This is a genomic window from Leptospira mtsangambouensis (genome assembly GCF_004770475.1).
Lineage (GTDB): Bacteria > Spirochaetota > Leptospiria > Leptospirales > Leptospiraceae > Leptospira_A > Leptospira_A mtsangambouensis.
In genome coordinates this window covers 1,129,059-1,151,503 of record NZ_RQHK01000002.1, presented here as the reverse complement: position 1 = coordinate 1,151,503, position 22,445 = coordinate 1,129,059, and the positions used below count along the sequence as shown (strand labels likewise).

27 protein-coding genes and 2 tRNA genes are annotated in these 22,445 nt (G+C 39.8%); 25 read left to right on the top strand and 4 right to left on the bottom strand.

The annotated features are described in order from the left end of the window. The first annotated feature begins 13 nt into the window (after nt 1–13). The 12 genes from rpmD (at nt 14) to EHR01_RS05255 (ending at nt 7,933) form a co-directional block, all read left to right on the top strand. Nucleotides 14–193 (top strand): 50S ribosomal protein L30, encoded by a 180-nt coding sequence (gene rpmD, locus EHR01_RS05310; protein WP_135569118.1) that lies wholly within the window; start codon nt 14–16, stop codon nt 191–193. Nucleotides 194–197: 4 nt separating this feature from the next. Continuing rightward, entirely contained in the window at nt 198–731 is a 534-nt protein-coding gene (gene rplO, locus EHR01_RS05305; RefSeq protein ID WP_135693646.1) for a 50S ribosomal protein L15, read from the top strand. Between the two features lie 7 nt (nt 732–738). Further along, nucleotides 739–2,118, top strand: coding sequence for a preprotein translocase subunit SecY (gene secY / locus EHR01_RS05300; RefSeq protein ID WP_004783927.1), 1,380 nt, complete (start codon nt 739–741; stop codon nt 2,116–2,118). A gap of 3 nt (nt 2,119–2,121) precedes the next feature. Continuing rightward, entirely contained in the window at nt 2,122–2,682 is a 561-nt protein-coding gene (locus EHR01_RS05295) for an adenylate kinase (RefSeq protein ID WP_135693645.1), read from the top strand. Nucleotides 2,683–2,695: 13 nt separating this feature from the next. After that, a complete protein-coding gene (gene infA, locus EHR01_RS05290) occupies nt 2,696–2,914 on the top strand; it encodes a translation initiation factor IF-1 (protein ID WP_012476295.1) in 219 nt (72 codons plus the stop codon). A gap of 8 nt (nt 2,915–2,922) precedes the next feature. Further along, on the top strand, nt 2,923–3,036 hold the full coding sequence (gene rpmJ / locus EHR01_RS05285) for a 50S ribosomal protein L36 (RefSeq protein WP_002974084.1): 114 nt from the start codon (nt 2,923–2,925) through the stop codon (nt 3,034–3,036). 6 nt (nt 3,037–3,042) lie between these two features. Beyond that, entirely contained in the window at nt 3,043–3,420 is a 378-nt protein-coding gene (gene rpsM, locus EHR01_RS05280; protein WP_035983662.1) for a 30S ribosomal protein S13, read from the top strand. 11 nt (nt 3,421–3,431) lie between these two features. Beyond that, complete coding sequence (gene rpsK, locus EHR01_RS05275; RefSeq protein ID WP_004783964.1) at nt 3,432–3,845, top strand: 30S ribosomal protein S11; 414 nt, start codon at nt 3,432–3,434, stop codon at nt 3,843–3,845. A 9-nt stretch (nt 3,846–3,854) separates the two neighbouring features. After that, nucleotides 3,855–4,487 (top strand): 30S ribosomal protein S4, encoded by a 633-nt coding sequence (gene rpsD, locus EHR01_RS05270; protein WP_135693644.1) that lies wholly within the window; start codon nt 3,855–3,857, stop codon nt 4,485–4,487. A gap of 25 nt (nt 4,488–4,512) precedes the next feature. Next, a complete protein-coding gene (locus EHR01_RS05265) occupies nt 4,513–5,490 on the top strand; it encodes a DNA-directed RNA polymerase subunit alpha (protein WP_002974165.1) in 978 nt (325 codons plus the stop codon). Between the two features lies 1 nt (nt 5,491). Continuing rightward, on the top strand, nt 5,492–6,007 hold the full coding sequence (gene rplQ, locus EHR01_RS05260) for a 50S ribosomal protein L17 (RefSeq protein ID WP_135693643.1): 516 nt from the start codon (nt 5,492–5,494) through the stop codon (nt 6,005–6,007). Between the two features lie 105 nt (nt 6,008–6,112). Then, complete coding sequence (locus tag EHR01_RS05255; protein WP_135693642.1) at nt 6,113–7,933, top strand: sensor histidine kinase; 1,821 nt, start codon at nt 6,113–6,115, stop codon at nt 7,931–7,933. On the opposite strand, the gene EHR01_RS05250 is transcribed toward EHR01_RS05255, so the two are convergent. Next, nucleotides 7,930–9,945 (bottom strand): 1-acyl-sn-glycerol-3-phosphate acyltransferase, encoded by a 2,016-nt coding sequence (locus EHR01_RS05250; RefSeq protein WP_135693641.1) that lies wholly within the window; start codon nt 9,943–9,945, stop codon nt 7,930–7,932. The two genes, EHR01_RS05255 and EHR01_RS05250, sit on opposite strands and share 4 nt — an antisense overlap. Before the next feature lie 122 nt (nt 9,946–10,067). Here EHR01_RS05250 and EHR01_RS05245 point away from each other — a divergent pair, with 122 nt between their 5' ends. The 4 genes from EHR01_RS05245 (at nt 10,068) to EHR01_RS05230 (ending at nt 12,643) form a co-directional block, all read left to right on the top strand. Continuing rightward, entirely contained in the window at nt 10,068–11,093 is a 1,026-nt protein-coding gene (locus tag EHR01_RS05245; protein WP_135693640.1) for an ATP phosphoribosyltransferase regulatory subunit, read from the top strand. Nucleotides 11,094–11,100: 7 nt separating this feature from the next. Continuing rightward, nucleotides 11,101–12,375 carry an adenylosuccinate synthase gene (locus EHR01_RS05240; RefSeq protein WP_135693639.1) on the top strand — a complete coding sequence of 425 codons (1,275 nt, stop codon included), beginning with the start codon at nt 11,101–11,103 and terminating at the stop codon, nt 12,373–12,375. A gap of 79 nt (nt 12,376–12,454) precedes the next feature. Beyond that, nucleotides 12,455–12,527: transfer RNA gene (locus tag EHR01_RS05235), tRNA-Lys, on the top strand. A gap of 41 nt (nt 12,528–12,568) precedes the next feature. After that, nucleotides 12,569–12,643: transfer RNA gene (locus tag EHR01_RS05230), tRNA-Glu, on the top strand. On the opposite strand, the gene EHR01_RS05225 is transcribed toward EHR01_RS05230, so the two are convergent. Next, on the bottom strand, nt 12,622–13,506 hold the full coding sequence (locus EHR01_RS05225) for a TIGR02757 family protein (protein ID WP_244309979.1): 885 nt from the start codon (nt 13,504–13,506) through the stop codon (nt 12,622–12,624). The genes EHR01_RS05230 and EHR01_RS05225 overlap by 22 nt on opposite strands. Then, a complete protein-coding gene (locus EHR01_RS05220) occupies nt 13,496–14,395 on the bottom strand; it encodes a hydroxymethylglutaryl-CoA lyase (protein ID WP_135693638.1) in 900 nt (299 codons plus the stop codon). The genes EHR01_RS05225 and EHR01_RS05220 overlap by 11 nt, the downstream gene beginning before the upstream one ends. 71 nt (nt 14,396–14,466) lie before the next feature. On the opposite strand from EHR01_RS05220, the gene EHR01_RS05215 reads away from it, so the two are divergent. Next, the gene (locus EHR01_RS05215; protein ID WP_135693637.1) at nt 14,467–15,255 is read left to right on the top strand and encodes an ABC transporter ATP-binding protein; all 789 of its coding nucleotides are present in this window, start codon (nt 14,467–14,469) and stop codon (nt 15,253–15,255) included. Here the strand turns inward: EHR01_RS05215 and EHR01_RS05210 are convergent. Next, nucleotides 15,210–16,226, bottom strand: coding sequence for a tetratricopeptide repeat protein (locus tag EHR01_RS05210; RefSeq protein WP_135693636.1), 1,017 nt, complete (start codon nt 16,224–16,226; stop codon nt 15,210–15,212). The two genes, EHR01_RS05215 and EHR01_RS05210, sit on opposite strands and share 46 nt — an antisense overlap. Before the next feature lie 8 nt (nt 16,227–16,234). Between EHR01_RS05210 and EHR01_RS05205 the strand changes: the two genes are divergently transcribed. The 8 genes from EHR01_RS05205 to EHR01_RS05170 are packed head-to-tail and all read left to right on the top strand — an operon-like array spanning nt 16,235 to nt 22,439. Next, a complete protein-coding gene (locus EHR01_RS05205; RefSeq protein WP_135693635.1) occupies nt 16,235–16,855 on the top strand; it encodes an ABC transporter ATP-binding protein in 621 nt (206 codons plus the stop codon). Further along, nucleotides 16,836–17,492 (top strand): heme exporter protein CcmB, encoded by a 657-nt coding sequence (locus EHR01_RS05200; RefSeq protein ID WP_135693634.1) that lies wholly within the window; start codon nt 16,836–16,838, stop codon nt 17,490–17,492. The genes EHR01_RS05205 and EHR01_RS05200 overlap by 20 nt, the downstream gene beginning before the upstream one ends. Nucleotides 17,493–17,543: 51 nt before the next feature. Beyond that, a complete protein-coding gene (gene ccsA, locus EHR01_RS05195; RefSeq protein ID WP_135693633.1) occupies nt 17,544–18,242 on the top strand; it encodes a cytochrome c biogenesis protein CcsA in 699 nt (232 codons plus the stop codon). A 3-nt stretch (nt 18,243–18,245) separates the two neighbouring features. Next, the gene (locus EHR01_RS05190; protein ID WP_135693632.1) at nt 18,246–19,373 is read left to right on the top strand and encodes a PP2C family protein-serine/threonine phosphatase; all 1,128 of its coding nucleotides are present in this window, start codon (nt 18,246–18,248) and stop codon (nt 19,371–19,373) included. Beyond that, entirely contained in the window at nt 19,370–20,227 is an 858-nt protein-coding gene (locus EHR01_RS05185) for a phosphoribosylaminoimidazolesuccinocarboxamide synthase (RefSeq protein WP_135693631.1), read from the top strand. Before EHR01_RS05190 ends, EHR01_RS05185 begins: the two co-directional genes overlap by 4 nt. Beyond that, nucleotides 20,209–20,457 (top strand): phosphoribosylformylglycinamidine synthase subunit PurS, encoded by a 249-nt coding sequence (purS, locus tag EHR01_RS05180; RefSeq protein WP_135693630.1) that lies wholly within the window; start codon nt 20,209–20,211, stop codon nt 20,455–20,457. The genes EHR01_RS05185 and purS overlap by 19 nt, the downstream gene beginning before the upstream one ends. Beyond that, nucleotides 20,454–21,101 carry a phosphoribosylformylglycinamidine synthase subunit PurQ gene (purQ, locus tag EHR01_RS05175; protein ID WP_135693629.1) on the top strand — a complete coding sequence of 216 codons (648 nt, stop codon included), beginning with the start codon at nt 20,454–20,456 and terminating at the stop codon, nt 21,099–21,101. The genes purS and purQ overlap by 4 nt, the downstream gene beginning before the upstream one ends. Before the next feature lie 54 nt (nt 21,102–21,155). Beyond that, complete coding sequence (locus tag EHR01_RS05170; protein ID WP_135693628.1) at nt 21,156–22,439, top strand: sugar phosphate nucleotidyltransferase; 1,284 nt, start codon at nt 21,156–21,158, stop codon at nt 22,437–22,439. The last annotated feature ends 6 nt before the right edge of the window (nt 22,440–22,445 follow it).

Sequence of the window (22,445 nt, the reverse complement as noted above, 5' to 3'; positions counted from 1 at the left end):
AAGGTAACTGACTATGGAAGAAGTGATCGTAACGCAAGAAAGAAGTTCTATTGGTATCATTCCGGTACACAAAAAAACTCTGATTGCACTCGGCCTTAAAAAGAAAGGTCAATCCAAAAAACACAAAATGACTCCCCAATTGAAAGGGATGTTACGACAAGTAGGTTACTTGTTGAAAGTGGAAAAGGTATAATTGTATGGCGCAAGATAGAATTGAACAAGGTCGTGGATTCGGGGCAAAACGCCCGAAAAAATCCACATCCCTCGGCAACAAAAACTTGGTTCCCGTTCCAGAAGGTGCAAAAACCTCTCCGAAACGTGTGGGCCAAGGTCCTGGATCCGGAATGGGAAAAACTTCCACTCGAGGTTCCAAAGGACAAAGAGCTCGTGCAGCTTCGATGAGACGTGGATTCGAAGGGGGACAGCTTCCTCTTCACAGACGTTTGCCAAAACGTGGTTTTACCAATATTTTTTCTGTAGAGTTCCAACCAGTCAACTTGATCTCTTTATCAAAAGCAGGTCTTTCTGGGGAAGTCACTCCTGCGATTCTCAAAGCCAAGTCTTTGATTAAGTCTGAAGTAGGACCAATTAAACTTCTCGGAACTGGAGAAGTGACGGCTGCCATCACCATTACGGTAGATGCTTTTTCTGCCTCTGCAAAAGAGAAAATTGAAAAAGCGGGTGGAAAAGTCATCATTAGAGAAAAGAAAAAAGAAGAGAAAAAAAACTAGATAACCTATGTTTCAAACCATCGCTAACATCTTTCGAATCCCGGAATTAAGATCTAAAATCCTATTTACGATCGGTATGTTGTTACTTTTTAGAATGGGAACTCACGTGACCATTCCTGGTATCAATAGTTTGATTGTGACGGGCATTACTGCCGATCCGAGTGAAGGTTTCCTCGGAATGGTAGATTTGTTTGCAGGTGGTGCTCTTTTAAAATTTTCTATTTTTGCTCTAGGGATTATGCCCTATATTTCTTCTTCCATCATCATGCAACTTGTTATGGTTCTCATTCCAAGTTTGCAAAAAATGCAAAAAGAAGGAGAAGAGGGTAGAAAAAAGATCCAACAGTACACTAAGTACGGAACTCTCATCCTTTGTGCAATCCAATCGCTTGCTGTGATCCAACTTGCTAATTCTTGGTCTACTGGATCGGGAACAGCACAAGCGAAATACCCAGGGCTTATCAACCCATCTGTAGAAGGTTACTTTTTACCGATTGCGATGCTCTCCATCACTACGGGAACAGTTCTTCTCATTTGGCTCGGGGAACAGATCACGGAACGTGGGATTGGAAACGGGATTTCTCTTATTATTTTTGCAGGGATTATTGGCCGTATGCCAGAAGCACTCATTGCGATGTTTACTTCTGATACTTCTGATGCTCTCAGTATCCTGATTCTTATCATCATATTTATTGTTCTCATTGCCTTAACGGTGATTTTGACCCAAGGGGTTCGTCGAGTTCCGTTGAATTACGGAAAACAAATGGTGGGAAGAAAGATGGTTCAGGCTCGTAGCCAATCCATTCCATTTAAAGTGAACAGTGCCAACGTAATGCCAATTATCTTTGCATCTTCACTCATCCTTTTTCCACAAACAATTGTTCAGTGGTTATCCTCTAAGGGTGGTCAGTGGGCAGGTTGGGCAGTGATTATGGACTATTTCAATCCATTTTCACAAATTTGGTACCATGCCCTTTTTTACTATGTGATTTATACATCTCTTATCATTTTCTTTGCATATTTTTATACGGCGATTCAGTTCAACCCACAAGAGTTGGCAGATAACCTAAAAAAATACGGCGGGTTTATCCCGGGCGTTCGCCCAGGTAGCCAAACAAAAGATATGATTGAGAAAATCTTGAATCGAATCACCCTTCCGGGTGCTCTTTTCCTTGCTGGTCTTGCTCTTGCTCCGTATCTTATCATCAAGTTCTTAAACCTCGGTTCTAACACCGGTGGTGGAACTTTGGTGTATACTTTCGGAGGAACTTCACTTCTCATTATGGTGGGTGTGGCACTCGAAACTTTGAAACAAATCGAAGCCCAACTCCTGATGAGAAATTACGAAGGGTTCATGAAGAAGACGAAAATCAAGGGAAGAGTGTAACGAATGAAGAGACTCATTTTTATGGGGCCCCCAGGTGCTGGAAAAGGGACCCAAGCTGACATCATCAAAGAGAAATACCAAATTCCACAGATCTCAACCGGAGATATTCTCCGTGCTGCCGTGAAAAACGGAACCCCTATGGGTGTAGAAGCAAAAAAATATATGGACGCTGGAGACCTTGTTCCAGATGCTGTCGTTATAGGCATAATTCGCGACCGATTGGTCGAATCTGATTGTGCGAATGGATTCATTCTGGATGGATTTCCTAGGACGGTGGAGCAAGCAAAGGCTCTCTCGGAAATCCTCAAAGAGCTCCGCATGGAGCTCGACTCCGTTGTCAACCTAGACGTTCCTGACGAAGAACTCGTCAAACGGTTGCTAGGTAGAGCGATCAAAGAAGGACGCTCGGATGACAACGAAGAGACCATCAAAAACCGTCTGCATACTTACAACACAAAGACGTTGCCCCTAATAGACTTTTATAAAGGCTCTGGGATCCTTCGGCAAATCAATGGGTTGGGAAGTATGGAAGAAATCACTAACACTATTTTAAAATCGATCTAGTAGGAGATAGACCCTGGCTAAGGAAGAAGCAATCACGATTGACGGAACCGTTCTAGAACCGTTACCAAATGCAATGTTCCGAGTGGAACTAGAAAATGGTCACAAAGTTTTAGCACATATTTCAGGAAAGATGCGTATGCATTACATTCGTATTTTACCTGGAGATAAAGTCACTGTGGAACTTTCTCCTTATGACTTAACCAAGGGCCGTATTACCTACAGAAAGAAATAGGAACTATAATGAAAGTTAGAGCATCAGTTAAAAAAATCTGTCCTGAATGCAAAGTCATTCGCAGAAAAGGTGTAATCCGAGTGATTTGCACGAACCCAAAACACAAACAAAGGCAAAGATAGAAAGATATGGCACGTATCGCGGGTGTTGATTTACCATCAAACAAAAGAATAGTGATCGGTCTTACATACGTATTTGGTATTGGTAAGACTTCCTCTCAAAATATCCTGAAAAAAGCAGGAATTGACGAATCTATCCGGGTGAAGGACCTTTCGGACGAACAAGAAGCCGCGATCCGAAGAGTTATAGAAGAATCATACCAGGTAGAAGGGGATCTTCGTTCAGAAGTCAACCTAAACATCAAACGATTGATGGACGTAGGTTGTTACCGAGGTTTCCGTCATAGACGTGGACTTCCAGTCAACGGACAAAGAACAAGAACCAACGCAAGAACCCGTAAGGGAGTCAAGAAGACTGTAGCCAATAAGAAAAAGGCTACTAAGTAGAGGACTAATCCATGGCTGAAAAAGACGCAAAGAATAAAAAAGATACCAAAAAGGTTAAGAAAAAAGAAAAGAAAAACGTTCCACGGGGTAAGGTTTATATCCAAGCATCGTTTAACAATACAATTGTATCCATTACGGATATGGCTGGAAACGTTCTTTCTTGGTCCTCTTCTGGAATGATGGGTTTTCGTGGATCCAAAAAGTCCACTCCGTACGCAGCGCAAGTTGCTGCTACGAATGCCGCAGAGAAAGCAATTGAAGCAGCTGGTCTATCTGAAGTGGATGTAATGGTTTCTGGTCCTGGAATTGGACGTGAATCTGCCATTCGTTCTTTGACCACAAAAGGCATTGCAATCAAACTTATTAAAGACGTAACTCCGCTCCCTCACAATGGGTGCCGACCACGAAAAAGAAGAAGGGTGTAGGAATTAGATATGGCACGTTACCGAGGTCCAGTTGTTAAATTGATGAGAAGAGAGGGTCTTAACCTCTTTCTCAAAAATAGTCATACTTTACATAAAGAAAAATCTTCCCTAGAAAAGAGAAAGTACCCACCAGGTCTTCCTCCTAAGAAAAAAGGGAAGGTAACAGAATACGGTGCACAGCTACGTGAAAAACAAAAAGTAAAACGCGCTTATGGTGTTTTAGAAAAACAATTCCGTAGATACTTTGAAGAAGCATCTCATACTCCAGGCATTCCTGGTGAAAACTTACTCCAATTCCTTGAAAGAAGATTGGATAACGTTCTTTACCGTATGGGTTTTGCTGTGACTAGAAGACAAGCTCGTAACTTTGTAGCACATAGACATGTTCTTGTGAATGGTCACAGAGTGGATATTTGTTCTTATCGTGTGAATGTTGGTGATAAAATCGAAATTCGTGAGAAGTTCCAAAAATCTACGTTTATCGAAGAAAATATCAAACTTGCCCAAGCAATCAATCGTACTGCTTCCTGGGTCAGTGTGGATTATGCCAAGTTTTCTGGCGAAGTGACTTCACTTCCAACTAGAGAGCATATTGATATTCCTGTGAAAGAACAGGTAATCGTAGAGTTGTACTCGAAGTAAGAATTTAGAGAAGAAGGATACGACATTGTCTCCAAAGAATTTATTAAAAGGTTTTAAAAGACCCAAAAAAATCGAATTCACTACCGATGTGAATACACCAAACTACGGTAAGTTTGTTGCAGAACCTTTCGAAAGAGGAATTGGTACTACGATCGGTAACTCCCTTCGTCGTACGCTCATGTCTTCTATCGAAGGAGCGGCAATTTCCGCGATTCGAATTGAAGGAGTCTCACATGAGTTCTCTTACATTGAAGGTGTAGCAGAAGATGTCACTCGTATCATACTTAACTTAAAACAAGTTCGAATCAAATACGAGCCTGAAGACAAAGAAGCAAGCAAAGTAATCCACTTAGAACTAAAAGGTGCTGGTTACTTCCGTGCGGCTGACTTGGCAGTAGACTCTTCCATTGAAATCATGAACCCAGATCTTCATATTGCGACTCTCAATGAGGATGCCAATTTGATTATGGATTTGGAAATCCAAAGAGGACGTGGTTACGTTCCTGCGGAAGACAAAAAGAAAGACATCGAAGTGCTTGGAACAATTCCAATTGATTCAATCTTTTCTCCTATCCAAAAAGTATTGTTTGAAGTATCGGAAACGCGCGTTGCACAACGTTCTGATTACGAAAAATTAACTATGGAAGTTTGGACTGACGGTTCTGTTTCTCCAGAAGATGCAGTGGCTCAAGCAGCAAAAATTCTAAAAGACCACCTAACTGTTTTCATTAACTTTGAAGAAGAAATTGAAGAAGAAGAAGAAGAGTTAGATGAAGCTGACGAAAAACTAAAAGCAGCTTTATCAAAACATGTAGAAGAATTGGAACTATCAGTTCGTTCGACTAACGTTCTTCGTAGTTTGGAAATTGACTTCATTGGTGAACTCGTTAAGAGATCAGAAGACGAAATGACTAAATCAAAACATTTCAGCGAACAAAGTTTGCAAGAGTTGAAAGCAAAACTTTCCTCTATGGGACTTTCTTTCGGTATGAGAGATTTTTAAGATGAATAAACGTAATAAAGTTAAACAACTCAATAGATCCGCAGATCATAGAAAAGCTATGATCCAAAATATGGTAATCTCTTTACTTCGCCACGAAAGAATTGAATCTTCTGTTGCGAAGTTGAAGGTGGCTCGTTCTTACGCAGAACGAATCATTACTAGAGCAAAACGCAATTTGGATGCGAACCTAGCAAATCTTGACGAACAAAAGAAAAATGCAGCAATCCTGCATAACACACGATATCTTTATAGCCACCTTGGTGACCAAGAAATCGTAAACAAACTTTTGAAAGACTTAGCAAATCGTTATGCAGAAAGAGTGGGTGGATACACAAGAATCATTCGTTTGGTAAACCGTCCTTCTGACAACACAGCGATGGGAATTTTGGAACTTGTGGATCGCAAAACTCAAGATGAGTTAAAAGCGGAAACAAAAGCAAAACGCGAAGAAAAAAAGCCCGCTAAAAAAGAAGAAAAACCTAAAAAAGCCAAAAAAGAAAAAGCAGCTGCCAAGTAAGCAGAACCTTTTCTCCAATTTGAATAAAGAAGCCTACTCGAATATGAGTGGGCTTTTTTTTTATTGCATTCGTTTTGGTTTCCGATTAAATTCTACATTCCAAACATGCTCCCTTCCTTATCCACATCCGATTCCATTTGGCATACCGCCTTTAGTGCAAGTCCTATCGGGATGGCACTTACCGATATGCAGACTGGCCTTTACGTTGATGCCAATGATGTTTATTGTACTTGGCTTGGAAGGACAAGAGAGGAGGTCATTGGGAAATCCACTTTGGATTTAGGGATATATTCAAATGTCAATGACAGAGAATATATTTTGGCCGGATTAAAAAGAGATGGGTATGTATTGAATTTAGAAGTGCCACTCGTTGCAAAAACGGGGGCAACTGTCACCATCCTCTTTAGTGGTCGAATCGTTGAGAATGGAAAGTATCTTCTTTCAGCAGGACAAAATATCACTGCTCTTAAAGAAAAGGAATATCTTGCCGCAGTTTTGCAAAGTGAGTTGGTCATTAGCAAAGAACTATTTGAAAGTGTATTTCGACTAAACCCAGCAGCTGTTAGTTTATCGAATGCTGAAACAGGTCGATACGATGATGTGAATGAAGCATACTGCCGCTTGATTGGATTTTCTAGAGAGGAAATTGTCGGAAAAACTTCTCATGAATTGAATATTTGGATCACAAAGCTCGACCGGGCCAGGCTTTTAGAAGAAGTTCAAAAAAAAGGTTGGAGCACTGGGATGGAGGCGAGCATTCGAATGAAATCGGGTGAGATTCGCCATGTGGTTTCAGGAAATACAATTCTCAATAACCATGGGAAACCGGCTTTGCTTGCAATACTTATTGATATTACTGAATCCAAACAGAATAAAGAAGCTTTAGAGTTTGCGGTCAAAGAAAGAACAAAAGAACTGAATCGCATTTTAGAAGATTTACAAAAAACACAAGATCAATTGATTCTCTCTGAAAAAATGGCCACCTTGGGTCAGTTAGTCGCAAGTGTTGCACATGAAATTAATAATCCACTTGCAGCCATTTCCGCCTTTAGCGAACAGATTCACAACCGAATGGGAAATTTTGGAACAAGATTGTTTCAAATCAAAGAATGTTTCTCTAAGTATTCAGAAAAAGAAATCAATGAAATCATTTCCTGGGTCATTGAATTATTTACGATCAAACCGAAAACGTATGTATTTGCCGAATCCAGAAAAGCCAAAAAAAAATTGGAAGCTACCTTTCTTGATTTAGGGATTGAGACTGCGTATGATTTAGCGGATAGAATCGTTGATTTGGGAGTCTCCGATTTTATTTTAGAAAATCAAAATTTATTATCTCATTTTAAATCTTCCCCCTTACTAGAGTTAGTTTTGTCTGAATTAAATACGCTTAGAAGTGTAGAATCAATTCGACTTGCAGTCGAAAGAACTTCGAAAATTGTTTATAGTTTAAAAAATTATGGGCGTTTTGATCGTAACGAAGCCAAATCGGATATTAACTTAGTCGATACAATCGAAACGGTCCTGACACTGTACCAGAATAAAATGAAAACAGGAGTTGAATGCATTCGTTTGTACAATGCTAATCCTGTTTTAGCAGGTTATCCAGACGAACTCATCCAGATTTGGACAAACCTCATCTACAATGCTTTGCAGGCCATGGCGTTTAAGGGGATTCTTACCATCCAAGTAGACGAACTGGAAAATGAAATCATTGTGAGAGTTAGGGACAATGGACCAGGAATTCCTCCAACCATTCAGAAACGAATCTTTGAACCTTTTTACACGACAAAGGAAAAAGGAGAAGGAACGGGACTCGGTCTTGGGATTGTAAAACAGTCTGTGGAAGAAAGGCACCGTGGCCGGATTCAGTTCCACTCGGAACCCGGTCACACGGAATTTCAAGTTTACCTTCCTAAATCTTAGCGAGCCAGTTGCATTTGTAATTTCTCCGCCACCAAATCAAAATTCTCATTCTGGATTACCGTTCGGTAGGCAGAGGTAACAATGGGATGTCTTTTTTCATCCAATTGGATCAGGTTTGGTAAAACTTTGAGTCCATAAAAACCATTGGTGATTTTTTCTGGTCTTGTTCCATAGGCTAGGTCGTATCCATACTTTCTATCTCTTGTGTCGGATCCAAAACAAGCCAACATAAAATCTGTCATACCAGAAAGTCCATTGAATGTGGTTGGATCCCCACCAAGTAATACTCCAATGGAAACCATTTCATTAAAAAATCGATTACTTAAATGAAACAAAGTATTGTCTACATTCCCACCTAATTCTCGTTTGAAATATCCTTCAACAAGCCCCATAGCAAGCGCATAAACAGTTTTTAAAGCCCCACCAAGTTGTACACCTTTTGTATCCCTCGAATTGATCGCGGTTCTTGTAAAAACATAATTGTTTGTTAAAAGTTCTTTGAGTTTCGGAATGAGAGAGTCTTCGAAGGCTGAAATTTCAAATCCAGAAATTTTTCTTTCCATGATTTGGTCTGGGTAACAAGCACCAGAAACAACCGCTAGGCGGTCTCTTTCAATCAGTAACAATTCGTGTAAATCTTCTAAAATTAGACCTTTTTTTGATCCAGTGAAACCTTTGATGACGTTTACCATTGGCGATTTGTTTTTTTGCAAATGGGTTCTAATTTTAGAGTAAATTCCATCAAATTCCCATGGATTTGTACCTTGGATGAAGAGAGTGGCAGATTCTAAAACTTCTGGTTTATCCGAAAATTCGATATTTGGTGGGAGTTTGTAAATAGGATAATGAACTACATCGCGTTTTTCTTCATTACTTTGTTTTACCATTTCTGAATCAGGGCTGTAGATGGTGACTTTTACGTTTTTGTTTGCCATTACACATGCAAAAGCCACTGACATATTGGATGATCCAATGATGACAACATGTTCCTCTGGTTTTTTCGGGATTGAAATGAGTTGGTTGGTTTCTCTGACATCACCTTTATAAAGGTTACGATAGGTTCCGTGTTTGTGTTTGTTTAAGTTGCTGCCAACAAGAAGTGCAAGGTTATCAATGATAAACTGTTTTTTATCGCCCGTTCCAGGAAAGGAAATCTGTTCTATATGAGGTGGAAAGGATTCCATTTCTCTTTTTGTAAGTTCCCCAACAAGCACTGGTTTGCCGATGACAAGTTTTCCGACCGCTTGGTTAAATAGTAATCCTTCTATCGGGAGAATTTTTTCTGTTCCTTCTAGTGAGATTGGGAGGATGACTTTGTTTGCAACATAATGGTACACAGTGTCCACAAATGGCATAAGCCTTCCATCGCGAGACCTAGTTCCTTCCGGAAAAATGGAAATGACCTTTCCATCAGATTGGAGTTTCTGAGAATTCCGAAAGGCTCGCATATTGATTTTGGTCATCACATCCGAAAGAGAAGGGTTGTCGGCCATATCCTTTTTGGAACAAACTAGAAGGGTTCCAAACATATAGAGACCGAGGCGAGTGAAGTCTGGTTCGAAAGCAAGTCTCCCCGCAATAAAGACGAGTGACTCCGCAATTTTTCTTCCTTCTGGTCCTGAATTGTAAAGCAAAGTAAAAATGGCAGGCGCATCCAAATGGCTTAAATGATTGGAGATTAAGGTAACAGGGTATTTGCCAATGATCCCATCCAAAAGTTTTAGGTTTTCTGTTCCTTCCACCTTGAATTTATTCATGATGGGATCGAGAAATTTCAACATAAAGTCGCGAGGTTCAGGACGGATGTCTGTATACACTCCGATTTCTTCCAATCGTTCTGGTTCTTGGAAGATATCCATGACCTTTGGTTTTGGAGTGCTTTGTGAAAGAACTAAAAACTCTTCTAAAATGGACTTTGCTTCAGACTCGGTAAGACCTGATTTTACAAATAGGTGGATGTTCTCAAAAAATTCTTTATGCCAGCGTCCCAAAGTGGCTTCTTTTTCTGTCATGTATGCCTCTAAACCGACATTAAATTACTGAAAACTTTCGATTTGTCTATTCGATTTTTACAATTGATTGCGTAAATCCAGGATTTCTCTAAACTGACTTCTTGGGTGATCGAGATCCCGGTATGAATCAAAAAAACAAATCAATTTCCTCGGAACAAAAGTGGATTCCGGATGGATTTCATTTTTTAGGCCCCGAAGAAAGCAAAAACCGGCGGATTTTACTACAATCATTTTCAGAGCTCTTTGAGAAAGAAGGGTATTCTGAAATTAGCCTTCCTTCTTTTGACTATTCGAATTCTTTTCGCTCTCATTTGGATCATGGGTTAGAGAGTTTACTTGTGACAAAAGACTGGGATGGCAATGAACTTTCTCCTGGTGTGGATTTAACACTCCAAGTTGTGAAAGGAATGGCAGCTCGTTCCCATTGGGAAGAGAATCAAAATGTATTTTACTTTGCACGTAAGATTCGTGACCACAAAAAACGCAATGCGTCAAGGCGAGAAATTCTACAAATTGGTGTGGAGTCATTGGGAAAAAGCGATGCAAACCACATCCTATCCCAAATTCAAATTTTGAATCGGCTTTGGAAAAGTTCAGTTCCGAATGTTTCTTTTACCATTGTTTTTGGACACTCATCTTTTTTTCGTTCTGTTTTAGAAATTCTAGGTTGGAGTGAAGAACAAACAAACGTTCTGCGCCAACTTTTATATACGAAAAACTTACCTGAGTTAGTTTCTCTTGCCGCAAGAGAAAACACATCGGAAGTCCATATGCAGATGATCCAGTTGTTACTGCGTCCAATTCCCGTAATTGAGATGCCAAGGTTTCAGGATTCATTACAAAAGATCTTATCACCCAAAGAATGGGATACGCTGAAAGTGGATTTGGAATCCATCACAAGTTTTTTTGCTGAGTGGTCGAAAGTTCTCGGAGAGATTCCTTGTATTTGGGATCCTTCCCTTGTGAGAGATTTATCCTACTATACTGGGTTTATGTTTCAGGGTTATGTGGAAGGGGATCCTGAACCGGTTTTTGCCGGTGGAGTTTATAACGAATTGTATGAAAGTTTTACGGGAATCAAGAAGAATGCCTGCGGTTTTGCCCTGCACCTTGATTCCATTGAAGAAATTGTAAATAAGGTAAAATGAGGGAATTATGCCTGCAAATTTAGTTGTCGGAGCACAATGGGGTGATGAAGGAAAGGCAAAGGTAATCGATTATCTTTCCAAAGATACAGATATCATTGTAAGATACCAAGGTGGTGCGAATGCCGGTCATACGGTTGTGGTGGGTGGAAAAAAATACATTTTCCATTTGGTTCCATCTGGAATCATTTATGACAATACCACTTGTGTGATTGGAAACGGAGTGGTATTGGATCCGGAGTACTTTTTAAAAGAGTGCGCAGATTTAGAATCACACGGATTCAAAGTTAAAGATAAAGTTCTCATCAGTGATTCCTGTCACATCCTTCTTCCTTATCATCGATTGATCGATGAAGCAAGAGAGGCCGGTTCTTCACCTGAAAGAAAAATTGGAACCACAAAAAAAGGGATTGGGATGTGTTATGCGGACAAAATGCTTCGTAACGGAGTCCGTGCCGGAGACCTTTTAGATAAAGACCTTCTCAAACGAAAACTAACCCATATCCTCGAAGTGAAAAACCAAGAGCTTGTAAAATACTACGACTTGGAACCTGTCAACATCACAGAAATGTATGATTTCCTTTTGGACTTCGCTGACAAAATGGGAAAAAACATTGTGAACACAGTGTACTACCTCAATTCAGAACTCCAAAAAGGAAAACGTGTCCTTCTGGAAGGGGCACAAGGAACAGGACTTGATATCGACTTTGGAACCTATCCTTATGTGACTAGCTCCAATCCTACCACAGGTGGTGCATTGGCTGGATCAGGTGTGAGTTTCAGATACCTACAAGATGTGATTGGGATCACTAAAGCCTATGCCACAAGAGTAGGAGAGGGTCCGTTCCCATCTGAAATTTTAGGGGAAGCAGGGGATGTATTGCGCAAGTTAGGTGGAGAGTATGGTTCTACTACCGGAAGACCTAGACGATGTGGTTGGTTTGATGTACAAATGATCAAACATGCAGTAACTGTGAACGGAATCAATTCTCTCGTATTAACGAAAATAGATGTTCTTAGCCATTACGATTCGATTCCTGTTGTTGTCGGATACGAATACAAAGGCAAAAAATTAGACTTTTTTCCATCACAAGGACTCGAGGACGTCAAACCGTTGTTTGCTGAGTTCAAAGGATGGAAGGATGATATCTCAGGAATCAATACATTCTCTAAGTTACCAACACTTTGCCAGTCGTACATTAAGTCCTTACAAGACCTAGTGAATACAAAGATTGGAATTGTTTCCACAGGACCTGATCGCGAACACACGATCATCATGGACTAAAAAAAATCGAGAGCTCTTGATCTTTTTTTTAAGTAGTTGTTGACCGAGAAAGGTGGTTCGATATTCTTGGCTACAGAACGAGTCGTTAGCTCAGCTGGTAGAGCAATTCCCTTTTAAGGAATGGGTCCGGGGTTCGAATCCCCGACGACTCAAAGTAGAGTTCCTGTAACTCGCAAGTCACGTTCTTAAAAACGGTGCCATCGTCTAATGGTTAGGACACAAGGTTTTCATCCTTGCAATCGGGGTTCAATTCCCCGTGGCACTACCAAATACCAAACAAACTTCCTTCAAATAACAGGCTTCACAAACATCCTTTTGGTATTTTGCTGTGCACTTTTCAATAATTCCCACTCTAGTCAAATAGAAGTCGTATAACAAAGGATCTGCGGGATTTATCTTTTTAAAAAATTCTTTAATCAGGTATGCTTCTTTGGCACCGAAACTTTTCCGGTCTGTAATTCCTAAAATTTGAATTAATTTTTGAATATGGACATCCAAAGGGAAGGGGATTTGGTTTGGTTGTATGTTTTGGTAAAGACCGAAGTCTGGATAAGAATTTCTGACCATCCAACGTAAAAAAAGGGATAAACGTTTTTTTGGAGATTTTGCTTCCGGTTTTCCAATTAAAAATTGAAGGCCGTAAGAAAGTTTCCTTTTTCCCAGAGTGATTTTTAGTTCTTCCTCCCAAAAACTTTGGAATAAAGAAATCGAACTTTCTCCAACAAATTCACCTTGGCCGTTGGCTAGTTTGGATTCAAAGAGAGGGGATTTGGCAGCCAATCCTTGCAGAACACGAGCAAACGTTTGGAAAAAGATTTGGTTGTCAGTTTTTGTTTGAAACCGGTAGACCTTTAAATTTTTTAGAAACGTGGAAAAGGTATTATCCGCTTTTTGTAAAGTTTGGTAAGGAGAAGGGCCTAGGTCCAAAAAGACTGGTTTTAAAAAACCTTGGATACTTCTGACATTGCCGTAAGCATACAAACAAGAAATCAAAGAAACCACTTCTATATCAAGTGGGTCCTTATATCTTTTGGGAAAACATATGGGATCAGAATCTAAATAGTGAAGGTGTTCGTATTTTTTTCTTAAATCTTCTAACTTAGAATGGAGAAGGTCAAAATCAATCTGCATTCTTCATTGCAATATAAGTTCTTGAGGTTAGTTTTCTTCCGATTTTTTCTTCCATAAATCGACTAGCAGAAATAAGGGAATCCAATTGGATTCCAGTTGTATATCCTTCTCTATGTAAAAAATAAACAAGGTCTTCGGTGGCAACATTTCCAGCAGCTCCCTTAGCATAAGGACATCCGCCAAGTCCTCCAGCTGAACTATCAAAACTACGAAGTCCCATACTGAGCGCTTGTTTCGTGTTTGCGATGGCCATTCCATAGGTGTCATGGAAATGACCTGCAAGTTTATTTTTAGGGATTTTTTTCAAAAGAACTTCCAAAAGAGATTCTACTTCCGAAGGGACAGCGACTCCAATCGTTTCTCCGAGAGAAATTTCGTATACTCCAGCATCTAGCAGTCGTTCAGCGACTTCTAACGTTTTTTCTGGTTTTATTTTTCCTTCATAGGGGCATGCAATGACGGTGGAGATATATCCTCTTACTTTGATTCCATCCGATTTTGCTTGGGAGAAGATGGGTTTAAAAAAATCCAAACTTTCTTCAATCGTCATATTGATATTTTTTTTGGTAAAGGTTTCGGAAGTGGCAGTAAAAACTGCTACCTCGGAAAAACCAGCCTCCTTTGCTCCTTCATAACCTTTGGCATTGGGTGTGAGTGAGGAAAACTGGACTTGGTTTTGATACTTTGGAAGGATGAGTTTTGCAAGTTCTGATGCATCTCCCATTTGAGGAATTCGATCTTTGCGAACAAAGGAAGTGAGTTCTATATGTTTAAATCCGCTTTCTACTAGACGGGATACGAATTCAAATTTATCCTGAGTGGAAAGAATGGTTTTTTCATTTTGCAGTCCATCTCTTGGGCCTACTTCTGTGATTTTAATTTGTTCCAATTCTCCATTCTCCTTCTCATTCAACTTGATGTTAAAAATAAGAAACGCAATGATTTTATGGAGTGAACCCAATGTTTGCTCTTAAAAATGTTTCGGTACATATTGGCGGGCGCAAACTTTTACAGAATATCAATTTAGTAGCAAAGCCAAATCTAATTACGGGCCTCATTGGAAAATCAGGTTCTGGAAAATCGACTTTGTTCCGGTTGGCCCTAGGACTACTCGACGAAACATCTGGATACGAGTGGAGTGGGTCTCTCTATTGGAAAGAAGAGAAATTACCCCAAAGGAAAAATCCCAAACTGCAACCAGTCTTCCAAGACCCACATGGGAGTTTTTCTCATATAGGCACTATGAGAGAATTGTTACTCGAACCAATCCGAATCCAAAATGGAATTTTTTTATCCAAGGAAACCAAAAAAAGAGAATGGACTCGGATTGAAACTTTTTGTGACCGATTTGATTTGCCAAAAGAATTATTAGGAAGGACAAAACAAGAGTTAAGTGGAGGTCAGTTGCAGCGATTTGCAATCCTTCGAGCCTTACTCACTTCTCCAGAATATTTACTTTTGGATGAACCAGTCACTGCCCTTGATGTTCTTGTCCAAAAAAAAATCGCTGAAGAACTAAAACAAATCAACCAAACCGAAAAAATAGGAATGTTTATTGTTTCTCATGATATAGGATTTTTATCCTATATGTGTGATCAGATTTTTGTTTTGGATGGTGGCGAAATTGTAGAATTTGGTCCAACGAATGAGATTCTATCGAACCCAAAATCTTTGTTGTTACAAACCTTAATGGAGGCAAGGAATCATTCGTTTGGGGGGGCCGTTTCTTCTTCTGAATCATCCAATTGAGTTCGTTTTGCTTCGGCAAATTTTTTCGCAATGTCACGTCTTCTTGCAATGACTTTGGAAGAAACTGTGGCAAAAAAGGGATCATTTGTAAAGGTAAGCATCTTTGTATATTCTTCTTCTGCCGTTTCATAATCAGTGACTTTAGAAGCAGTTTCTGCAAAATAATAATGAAATTTTTTATCGTAAGGTTTTGGTTTGCCTTCCGCTGTGGTGAGTGTTGTGCGATTAAAAATTTTATAAGCGATGTGAAAGTTCCCTTTTTCCATTTCGAGTCTTGCAAATCCTAATTTTACATTGGGACTTTCTTCTTCGATTTTTAATGCTTTGTTTAAATAAAGAAGTGCTCTGTTTTTTAAACCAGTGGCCAAATAATGATCAGCCAGACGAATTAAAGCCTCAGTGTCATAGGGATTTTTTTCTACCGCCAGTTTGTAATTCATAATCGCATAATACACTTGGCGTGTGATTTCAGAAAGAATCGCAATGTGGAGGTAGGTTTTAAAATAATCTGGCATTTCTGCTTTGGCATATTCAAATTCAACCAAAGCTTTTTCATATTTCATTTCAAGTGAATACAATCTTCCTAAATTGTATCGGAAAGGAAAAAATTGGGGATCAAAACGAATGCCTGCTTCTAACCGTTTGATCACATCTTGACGAACATTGGGTTTTCCCGAAAATAAAATTTCAAGAGTATCATTATTCCATTTTCCAGAATTGGTGATGGTTTCTTGTTCGTAAGTAAAACTTCCATTTGATTTGGGAGGTTCCCCTTGGAAAAGTTTACCCCTTGCGAGGATAAAGTCGTCTTTGTGGTAAATAAAAGACCCATTGGGAAAATCAGAAGTATCAAATTCTTGGTCTTTGCCCCAGAGGATTTCTGGGTATTCCACGTTTCCAATCAATTTTTGTCCCCAAATCAGAGTGTGGAATAAAAACAGAAGTGCGAGACTAAAGCTACGGAAGAACATGGTGTAGAATGAACCAAACCCTTTTGGAAACAAAAGCGCTTACTATAACTGTCGGCGAAAAGGTCTTACTGAAAGAGATTTATCTTTCTTTTTTTGAGACAGGCCTTGTGGCTGTGCTCGGAGAAAATGGAGCAGGGAAGTCCACTCTCCTCAAAGAAATATACCACCATTCTCTTTCTTCTCCCAAATGGACTTGGAACCAAGGCAAAAAAAAATTGAGTTATCTCGGTCATGAGTTGGGATTTTACTCCTCCTTAAGTTTAGAAGAAAATTTAGAATATTTTGCTAAGTTAGACGGGCGTCCTTTGGACCAATCAAGGAAAAACCATCTTTTAGAATCTTTCCGGTTACAGAAACGGATTTGGGATCCCATTCACACCTTTTCACGTGGAATGAAACAAAAAGCTGCCATCCTTCGGGTTCTACTTTCATCGGCAGAAGTGATTTTGTTTGATGAACCTTACACCGGGTTAGATGCTGATTCCTCAAAAATTCTCAGTGACCTTCTCAATGAAGAATCCAAATCAAAACTGATTTTGGCTGTCCTCCATTCGATTCCCGACGAATTAAAATGTACATCCCAATTACAAATTGAAAAGGGGGGTGCTATTGTTACTCACCTTACTTAAAAAAGAATTTTATCTGATTGGTAGGTCTCTTGGTGGGATCCTTTCTCTTTTTACTTTGAGTGTTTCTGTGGTATTTATTTTTTATACCTCAATTGAAGTAAATGAGATGTTAACGGAAAGAAGTGTACGTGGGATCAAATGGGCCATTATTTTTATCCTTAACTTTGTGATTGTAAGCCAAAGCCTTTGGGAAGAACGAGAATCGATGGGTTGGGAGGCCAGTCTCTCTTTTGTGAGTCCTATTTCCCTTTATTTGGCCAAGTCCTTTGCCATTTGGTTTTGTACCATCCTTGTGAATGGTGCCCTTGTTTTGGTCCTTTCTGTTTTCTTTCAAAACATGAGTATGGATCGGTATTTCGGAGAATGGCTTTTTGCAAACCTTGGCAGTGGGTCACTTGTGTTCCTTGGAGTTTCCCTTGGGCTCATTGCTTTTGAGAGTCGTTTGAAAGAAATTATCATTCCCTTGTTGCAACTTCCGTTTTCCATTCCACTATTTCTTTTTGGGTTGGAAGCGGAACATCGGTATTGGCTGGAACCAGGGTTTTACCTACCTTCCGTGGGACTTCTCTTGTTTTTTATGATTTTTTATGCAACGCTTGGTTCGGTGATGATTGAGATTCTAAGGAATGAGCACTGAGACCTTGTTTTCTCCTAGAATTTCTTTCTATCTTTGAAAATTTGGAATAAAATGGAACGTAAGATTCGGATATTCCACCCTGTTTTCGACATCGGTTTTTATCTCGTTGTGTGCGCCACACTTGTCTTTGCCGTTATCTTTTCGTTAGTGTATCCTAATGTCATTTTGGAACAAGGACTAAGTCACAGGATTTTTTATTTACATGTGCCTGTCGCCTGGGTTGCGTTATATGGCCCAATCCTTTCTTTTGTTTTTTCCCTAATTTTTCTTTTTACCAGAAATTTGCTTTGGGATAGACTTGCCTTTACCGCAAACCAACTTTCCTTTTTATTTGCGGTTGGAGTTTTGTTTTCTGGCCCCATTTGGGCCTATAGCGCCTGGGGAGTTCCTTGGGACAAAACGGATGCTAGGTTACAATCCTTCTTTATTCTTTGTATTTCCTTGGTAAGTTATTTTATTTTCCGTTATTTAGTTCCTGCCAAATCCAAAAAAGCCATTCTTTCTGCTTATCTTTCCGTCCTCTGTGCTGTGAGTGCTGTACTTACCTGGGGTGCCATTCGGTGGATTGAAAATCCAGGAAACCATCCTGGTAGTGTTCTGGGAAAAGGGGGAATGGATTCTGATATGAAACAGAGTATGTGGCTTGGGGTAATTGCCTTCCACTTTCTCTTTCTTTTCCTTTTTCTTGTTTCCAACCGTAGTGAAAAAATCCAAGATATTAGATCCAAACTGAAAGCGGAACTGGATTAAAATATGCCAAAAGAAGAATCCACTCATACCATTCTCATCGTAGATGACGTTCCTGAAAACGTGGAACTTTTGAAATACCTTTTGCAACAAGAAGGTTTTAAAACATACACAGCCTTTTCTGCAGAAGAAGCACGTTTGGTATTGTTAAACACGGCAATCGATACACTCTTGTTAGATGTAAATATGCCGGTCCAAGATGGGTTTTCTTTTTGTAGGGAACTTCGAACGATGGATCAGTTCAAACTCCTTCCGATCCTCTTCATCACTTCGATAGAAAGAGAAGTAGGGTTTCAAGAAGCCATGAAAAATGGTGGCGATGATTTTATTAACAAACCTTTCAATAAAAGGGAACTAGTCGCAAAAATTCATTCTGTCATTCGTTTGAAGGACTTACAGGACGAGTTGTACAGACAAAAAAGTAAATACGAAAAAGAATTACAGACCGCAAGGCGAGTCCAAGACCAACTCATCCCAGAAAAAAGTTTTATCTGGAACGGGATCAAAGCACAGACCTTGTTCCATCCTTACTTACAAATAGGTGGGGACTTTGTTGATTCTTGGATCGAAGAAAAAAAACTCCATATTGTCATTGCTGATTGTTCTGGGCATGGACCGAGTGCTGCCCTCATTGGTGCCATGTTCAAAATGCAATTATTTAACTTAGTGTCTACTATGGATCTTAGAGAACGTGTGGCACATTTAAGAAAAAACATGGAATTAGTGTTACCAGAAGATTATGCGATTACTTTCTGTTATGCGATTCTAAATCAAGACTTAAAACTTTCTTATATCAACGGAGGCCATCCGGCACCCATTGTTTATATGGATGGTGAAACAAAGTTTTTAAAAGGAATGAGTCCCATGATTATGGGAATTAATTTTGCGGCAAATGATGAAGTACAAACTGTACAATTAAAAACAGGGTCAATGTTTTTTATGTATACCGATGGGGCAAGTGAAGCAATGAACCCAAAGTCGGAATATATTACAGAAGAAGGAATGAAGGATATCTTTCATGAATCCGTAAAGTCTGGAAAAGATATTCTACAGTCAGTACAATCGAAAATATTAGAATTTTGTGGAGCGTCCACTCCGAGTGATGATATGGCAATGGTGTGTATACAGTTATGATTCCAACTCCTAGTTATAAAGGAAAAGTAAGGGATGTATATGATTTGGGAGATTCTCTTCTTCTAGTCGCTACAGACCGAATTTCTGCATTTGATGTTGTGTTTGAAGAACCTGTTCCGGACAAAGGAAAAATTCTCACAAGAATTTCTACCGCATGGTTTCGCAATTTCCCAGAAATTCCGAATCATTTGATAACCGATGATGTTTCTAAATTTCCCCCTCCCTTTCAAAATGAGGAATCTCTAAGGGATCGTTCAGTCCTTGTCAAAAAAGCAAAACGAATTGATTTTGAATGTGTAGTGCGTGGGTATTTGACAGGTTCGGCTTGGAAGGAATACAAAACAGATGGGACGATTGCCCATGTTCGTTATCCCCAAGGTCTTTTGGAATCACACCAATTTGAAACACCAATCTTTACACCTGCTCGGAAAAATGATTCCGGTCATGATGAAAATGTAAGTGAATCAACAATGGAAGAAGAAGTCGGTAAGGAACTATTTTCCAAACTGAAAAACCTATCTCTTAAGCTTTACAATGCAGCCCATAAACAAATGGCAAACCAAGGGATCCTTCTTTGTGATACAAAATTTGAATTTGGCCTGGTGAATGGAAATCCCATCTTAATTGATGAAATCCTCACTCCGGATTCTTCGCGGTATTGGGATGCGTCCACCTATGCACTTGGCAAAACCCCTGCCAGTTTTGATAAACAAATTTTACGGAATTGGCTCGAATCCACCGATTGGGACAAAAATCCTCCCGCACCTGCTTTGCCCGAATCCTTGATCCTAGAACTACGTAAAAAATACTTGGAATTGGAAGATAAAATCACGCTATGTTTGTCGCAAAAATAAACGTCACTCTCAAAGAATCGGTCCTTGACCCACAAGGCCAAACCGTTCTCCGCACCCTTCACGACCAAGGGAAAAGTTCTATCTCTGACTTAAGAGTTGGAAAATACATCGAAATGAAAATCGATGCCAAATCTTTTGCTGAGGCTGAGACACTTGCCAAAGAAATTTGTGAATCGGTCTTAGTGAACCAAGTCATTGAAACATACCGGTTGGTTGTGGAGAAAGTATGAAGGTTCGGGTGGTTACCTTTCCTGGTTCCAATTGTGATAAAGATGTAGGGTCGGTTCTTGAATCGGAATTTGGAGCTCAGGTAGACTACACTTGGTACAAGGAATCTTTTTCAGATAAACCTGACTTAGTTGTGCTTCCTGGTGGGTTCTCTTTTGGAGATTATCTACGATGTGGTGCTATGGCGAAGTTTTCGAACGCAATGGAATCCGTAGTCAAATACGCAAACCAAGGCGGAAAGGTATTAGGAGTTTGTAATGGATTCCAAATCCTCACTGAAGCGGGCCTGCTTCCTGGTGCCTTACTTCATAATCGAACTTTAAAATACATTTGTAAAGATGTGGACCTCGTTCCCGTTTCGGAAAATAGGATCGCAAAAGAAATCAAAGGAACACTATCCATTCCGATTGCTCACGGCGAAGGCGCTTATTTTGCTGATGCAGATACTTTAGAACGATTAGAAAAAAATGGACAGGTGGTTTTTCGTTATAAAGAAAATCCGAACGGTTCTTTACATGATATTGCTGGGATTTGTAATGAAGCTGGAAACGTTCTAGGAATGATGCCCCATCCAGAAAGAGCCGTAAATCCATATACGGGAAAGATGGATGGAAAACAAATCTTAGAGGCTCTCTTAAAAAAATAGAAATCTTTTTAACCTTTTCTTGCTTTTTCGTCCAATGGAATTACAAGGGAAGGTATGCGATTTCAAGAAGACTCTATTGATTGTGTGGACTTCATTCTTAAAAAAGATGAAGTATTGACCATCATCTTAGGTGGGGGAAAAGGAACTCGTTTATTACCTCTAACAGAAAAAAGATCCAAACCTGCGGTCAGTTTTGGTGGAAAATACCGACTCATTGACATTCCTATTTCCAATTCACTTAACAGTGGTTTTGAAAAGATCTTTATCCTTACCCAATTTAATTCTTATTCTCTCAATCGCCATATCAACCGAACCTATGCGACAAACAATATCCATCAAAAGAGTTTTGTCGAAATCATTGCCGCTGAACAAACTGTATCCAGCGCCAATTGGTTTGAAGGGACAGCGGATGCCGTAAGAAAAGTCCTTCCCTATATTCGAGAACAAAAACCGAAATATGTCCTCATTCTTTCTGGTGACCAACTTTATAATATGGACCTCTCTGATTTTATGCAGAGCCATTTGATGGATCCAGAAACAGAAATTTCTGTGGCTACCAATGCAATCCCTGAAGACCAAATTTATGGACTTGGGATTGTCAAATCGGGAGTAGGAGGGTTCATCCAAGAGTTCATTGAAAAACCCCAAGAGATCACCCAAGTGGAATCCTGTCGCACAAAACAAGGTAACTTCCTTGCGAATATGGGAATTTATATTTTTAACACATCGACTCTCATTGATGTACTAGAAGATCGCAATATGGCTGACTTTGGAAAAGAAATTTTACCCAAGGCCATCCGAGAAAGAAAAGTGAAGGCTTATACTTACGACGGTTATTGGGAAGACATCGGAACCATCAAAGCTTTTTACGAAGCCAATTTGATGTTAACCGATCATATCCCTAAATTCAATTTATACCTTGAAAAAACACCGATTTATACAAGGGCAAGGGCTCTCCCTCCTTCCAAAATCATCCAAGCAGTCGTGAACCAAGCTCTCATTTCAGAAGGAACCATTTTGAACCAATGTGAGGTGCATCGTTCCATCATTGGGGTGCGCCAACTCATTGCCTCTGGAACCAAGATCTATGACTCCATCATTATGGGTCTTGACCATTATGGATACTTTGATCGGAAGTCAGGGAAGATCCCCATTGGGATTGGGCCTAACTGCGAAATACGACGGACAATTGTCGACAAAGACTGTGCCATAGGAGCCAACGTGCGTCTGTTAAACGAACAAAATCTCCAGGAATATGAAGACGAATACATTCGAATTCGAGAAGGAATCATCGTGGTTCCACGCCACACAGCTGTCCCAGATGGGTATTCAATCTAAGGCAAT

Coding starts and splice junctions, on each gene's coding strand:
- rpmD (WP_135569118.1), top strand. CDS start 14: ATGGAAGAAGTGATCGTAACGCAAGAAAGAAGTTCTATTGGTATCATT.
- rplO (WP_135693646.1), top strand. CDS start 198: ATGGCGCAAGATAGAATTGAACAAGGTCGTGGATTCGGGGCAAAACGC.
- secY (WP_004783927.1), top strand. CDS start 739: ATGTTTCAAACCATCGCTAACATCTTTCGAATCCCGGAATTAAGATCT.
- EHR01_RS05295 (WP_135693645.1), top strand. CDS start 2,122: ATGAAGAGACTCATTTTTATGGGGCCCCCAGGTGCTGGAAAAGGGACC.
- rpmJ (WP_002974084.1), top strand. CDS start 2,923: ATGAAAGTTAGAGCATCAGTTAAAAAAATCTGTCCTGAATGCAAAGTC.
- rpsM (WP_035983662.1), top strand. CDS start 3,043: ATGGCACGTATCGCGGGTGTTGATTTACCATCAAACAAAAGAATAGTG.
- rpsK (WP_004783964.1), top strand. CDS start 3,432: ATGGCTGAAAAAGACGCAAAGAATAAAAAAGATACCAAAAAGGTTAAG.
- rpsD (WP_135693644.1), top strand. CDS start 3,855: ATGGCACGTTACCGAGGTCCAGTTGTTAAATTGATGAGAAGAGAGGGT.
- rplQ (WP_135693643.1), top strand. CDS start 5,492: ATGAATAAACGTAATAAAGTTAAACAACTCAATAGATCCGCAGATCAT.
- EHR01_RS05255 (WP_135693642.1), top strand. CDS start 6,113: ATGCTCCCTTCCTTATCCACATCCGATTCCATTTGGCATACCGCCTTT.
- EHR01_RS05250 (WP_135693641.1), bottom strand. CDS start 9,945: ATGACAGAAAAAGAAGCCACTTTGGGACGCTGGCATAAAGAATTTTTT.
- EHR01_RS05245 (WP_135693640.1), top strand. CDS start 10,068: ATGAATCAAAAAAACAAATCAATTTCCTCGGAACAAAAGTGGATTCCG.
- EHR01_RS05240 (WP_135693639.1), top strand. CDS start 11,101: ATGCCTGCAAATTTAGTTGTCGGAGCACAATGGGGTGATGAAGGAAAG.
- EHR01_RS05225 (WP_244309979.1), bottom strand. CDS start 13,506: ATGCAGATTGATTTTGACCTTCTCCATTCTAAGTTAGAAGATTTAAGA.
- EHR01_RS05215 (WP_135693637.1), top strand. CDS start 14,467: ATGTTTGCTCTTAAAAATGTTTCGGTACATATTGGCGGGCGCAAACTT.
- EHR01_RS05210 (WP_135693636.1), bottom strand. CDS start 16,226: ATGTTCTTCCGTAGCTTTAGTCTCGCACTTCTGTTTTTATTCCACACT.
- EHR01_RS05205 (WP_135693635.1), top strand. CDS start 16,235: ATGAACCAAACCCTTTTGGAAACAAAAGCGCTTACTATAACTGTCGGC.
- ccsA (WP_135693633.1), top strand. CDS start 17,544: ATGGAACGTAAGATTCGGATATTCCACCCTGTTTTCGACATCGGTTTT.
- EHR01_RS05190 (WP_135693632.1), top strand. CDS start 18,246: ATGCCAAAAGAAGAATCCACTCATACCATTCTCATCGTAGATGACGTT.
- EHR01_RS05185 (WP_135693631.1), top strand. CDS start 19,370: ATGATTCCAACTCCTAGTTATAAAGGAAAAGTAAGGGATGTATATGAT.
- purS (WP_135693630.1), top strand. CDS start 20,209: ATGTTTGTCGCAAAAATAAACGTCACTCTCAAAGAATCGGTCCTTGAC.
- purQ (WP_135693629.1), top strand. CDS start 20,454: ATGAAGGTTCGGGTGGTTACCTTTCCTGGTTCCAATTGTGATAAAGAT.
- EHR01_RS05170 (WP_135693628.1), top strand. CDS start 21,156: ATGCGATTTCAAGAAGACTCTATTGATTGTGTGGACTTCATTCTTAAA.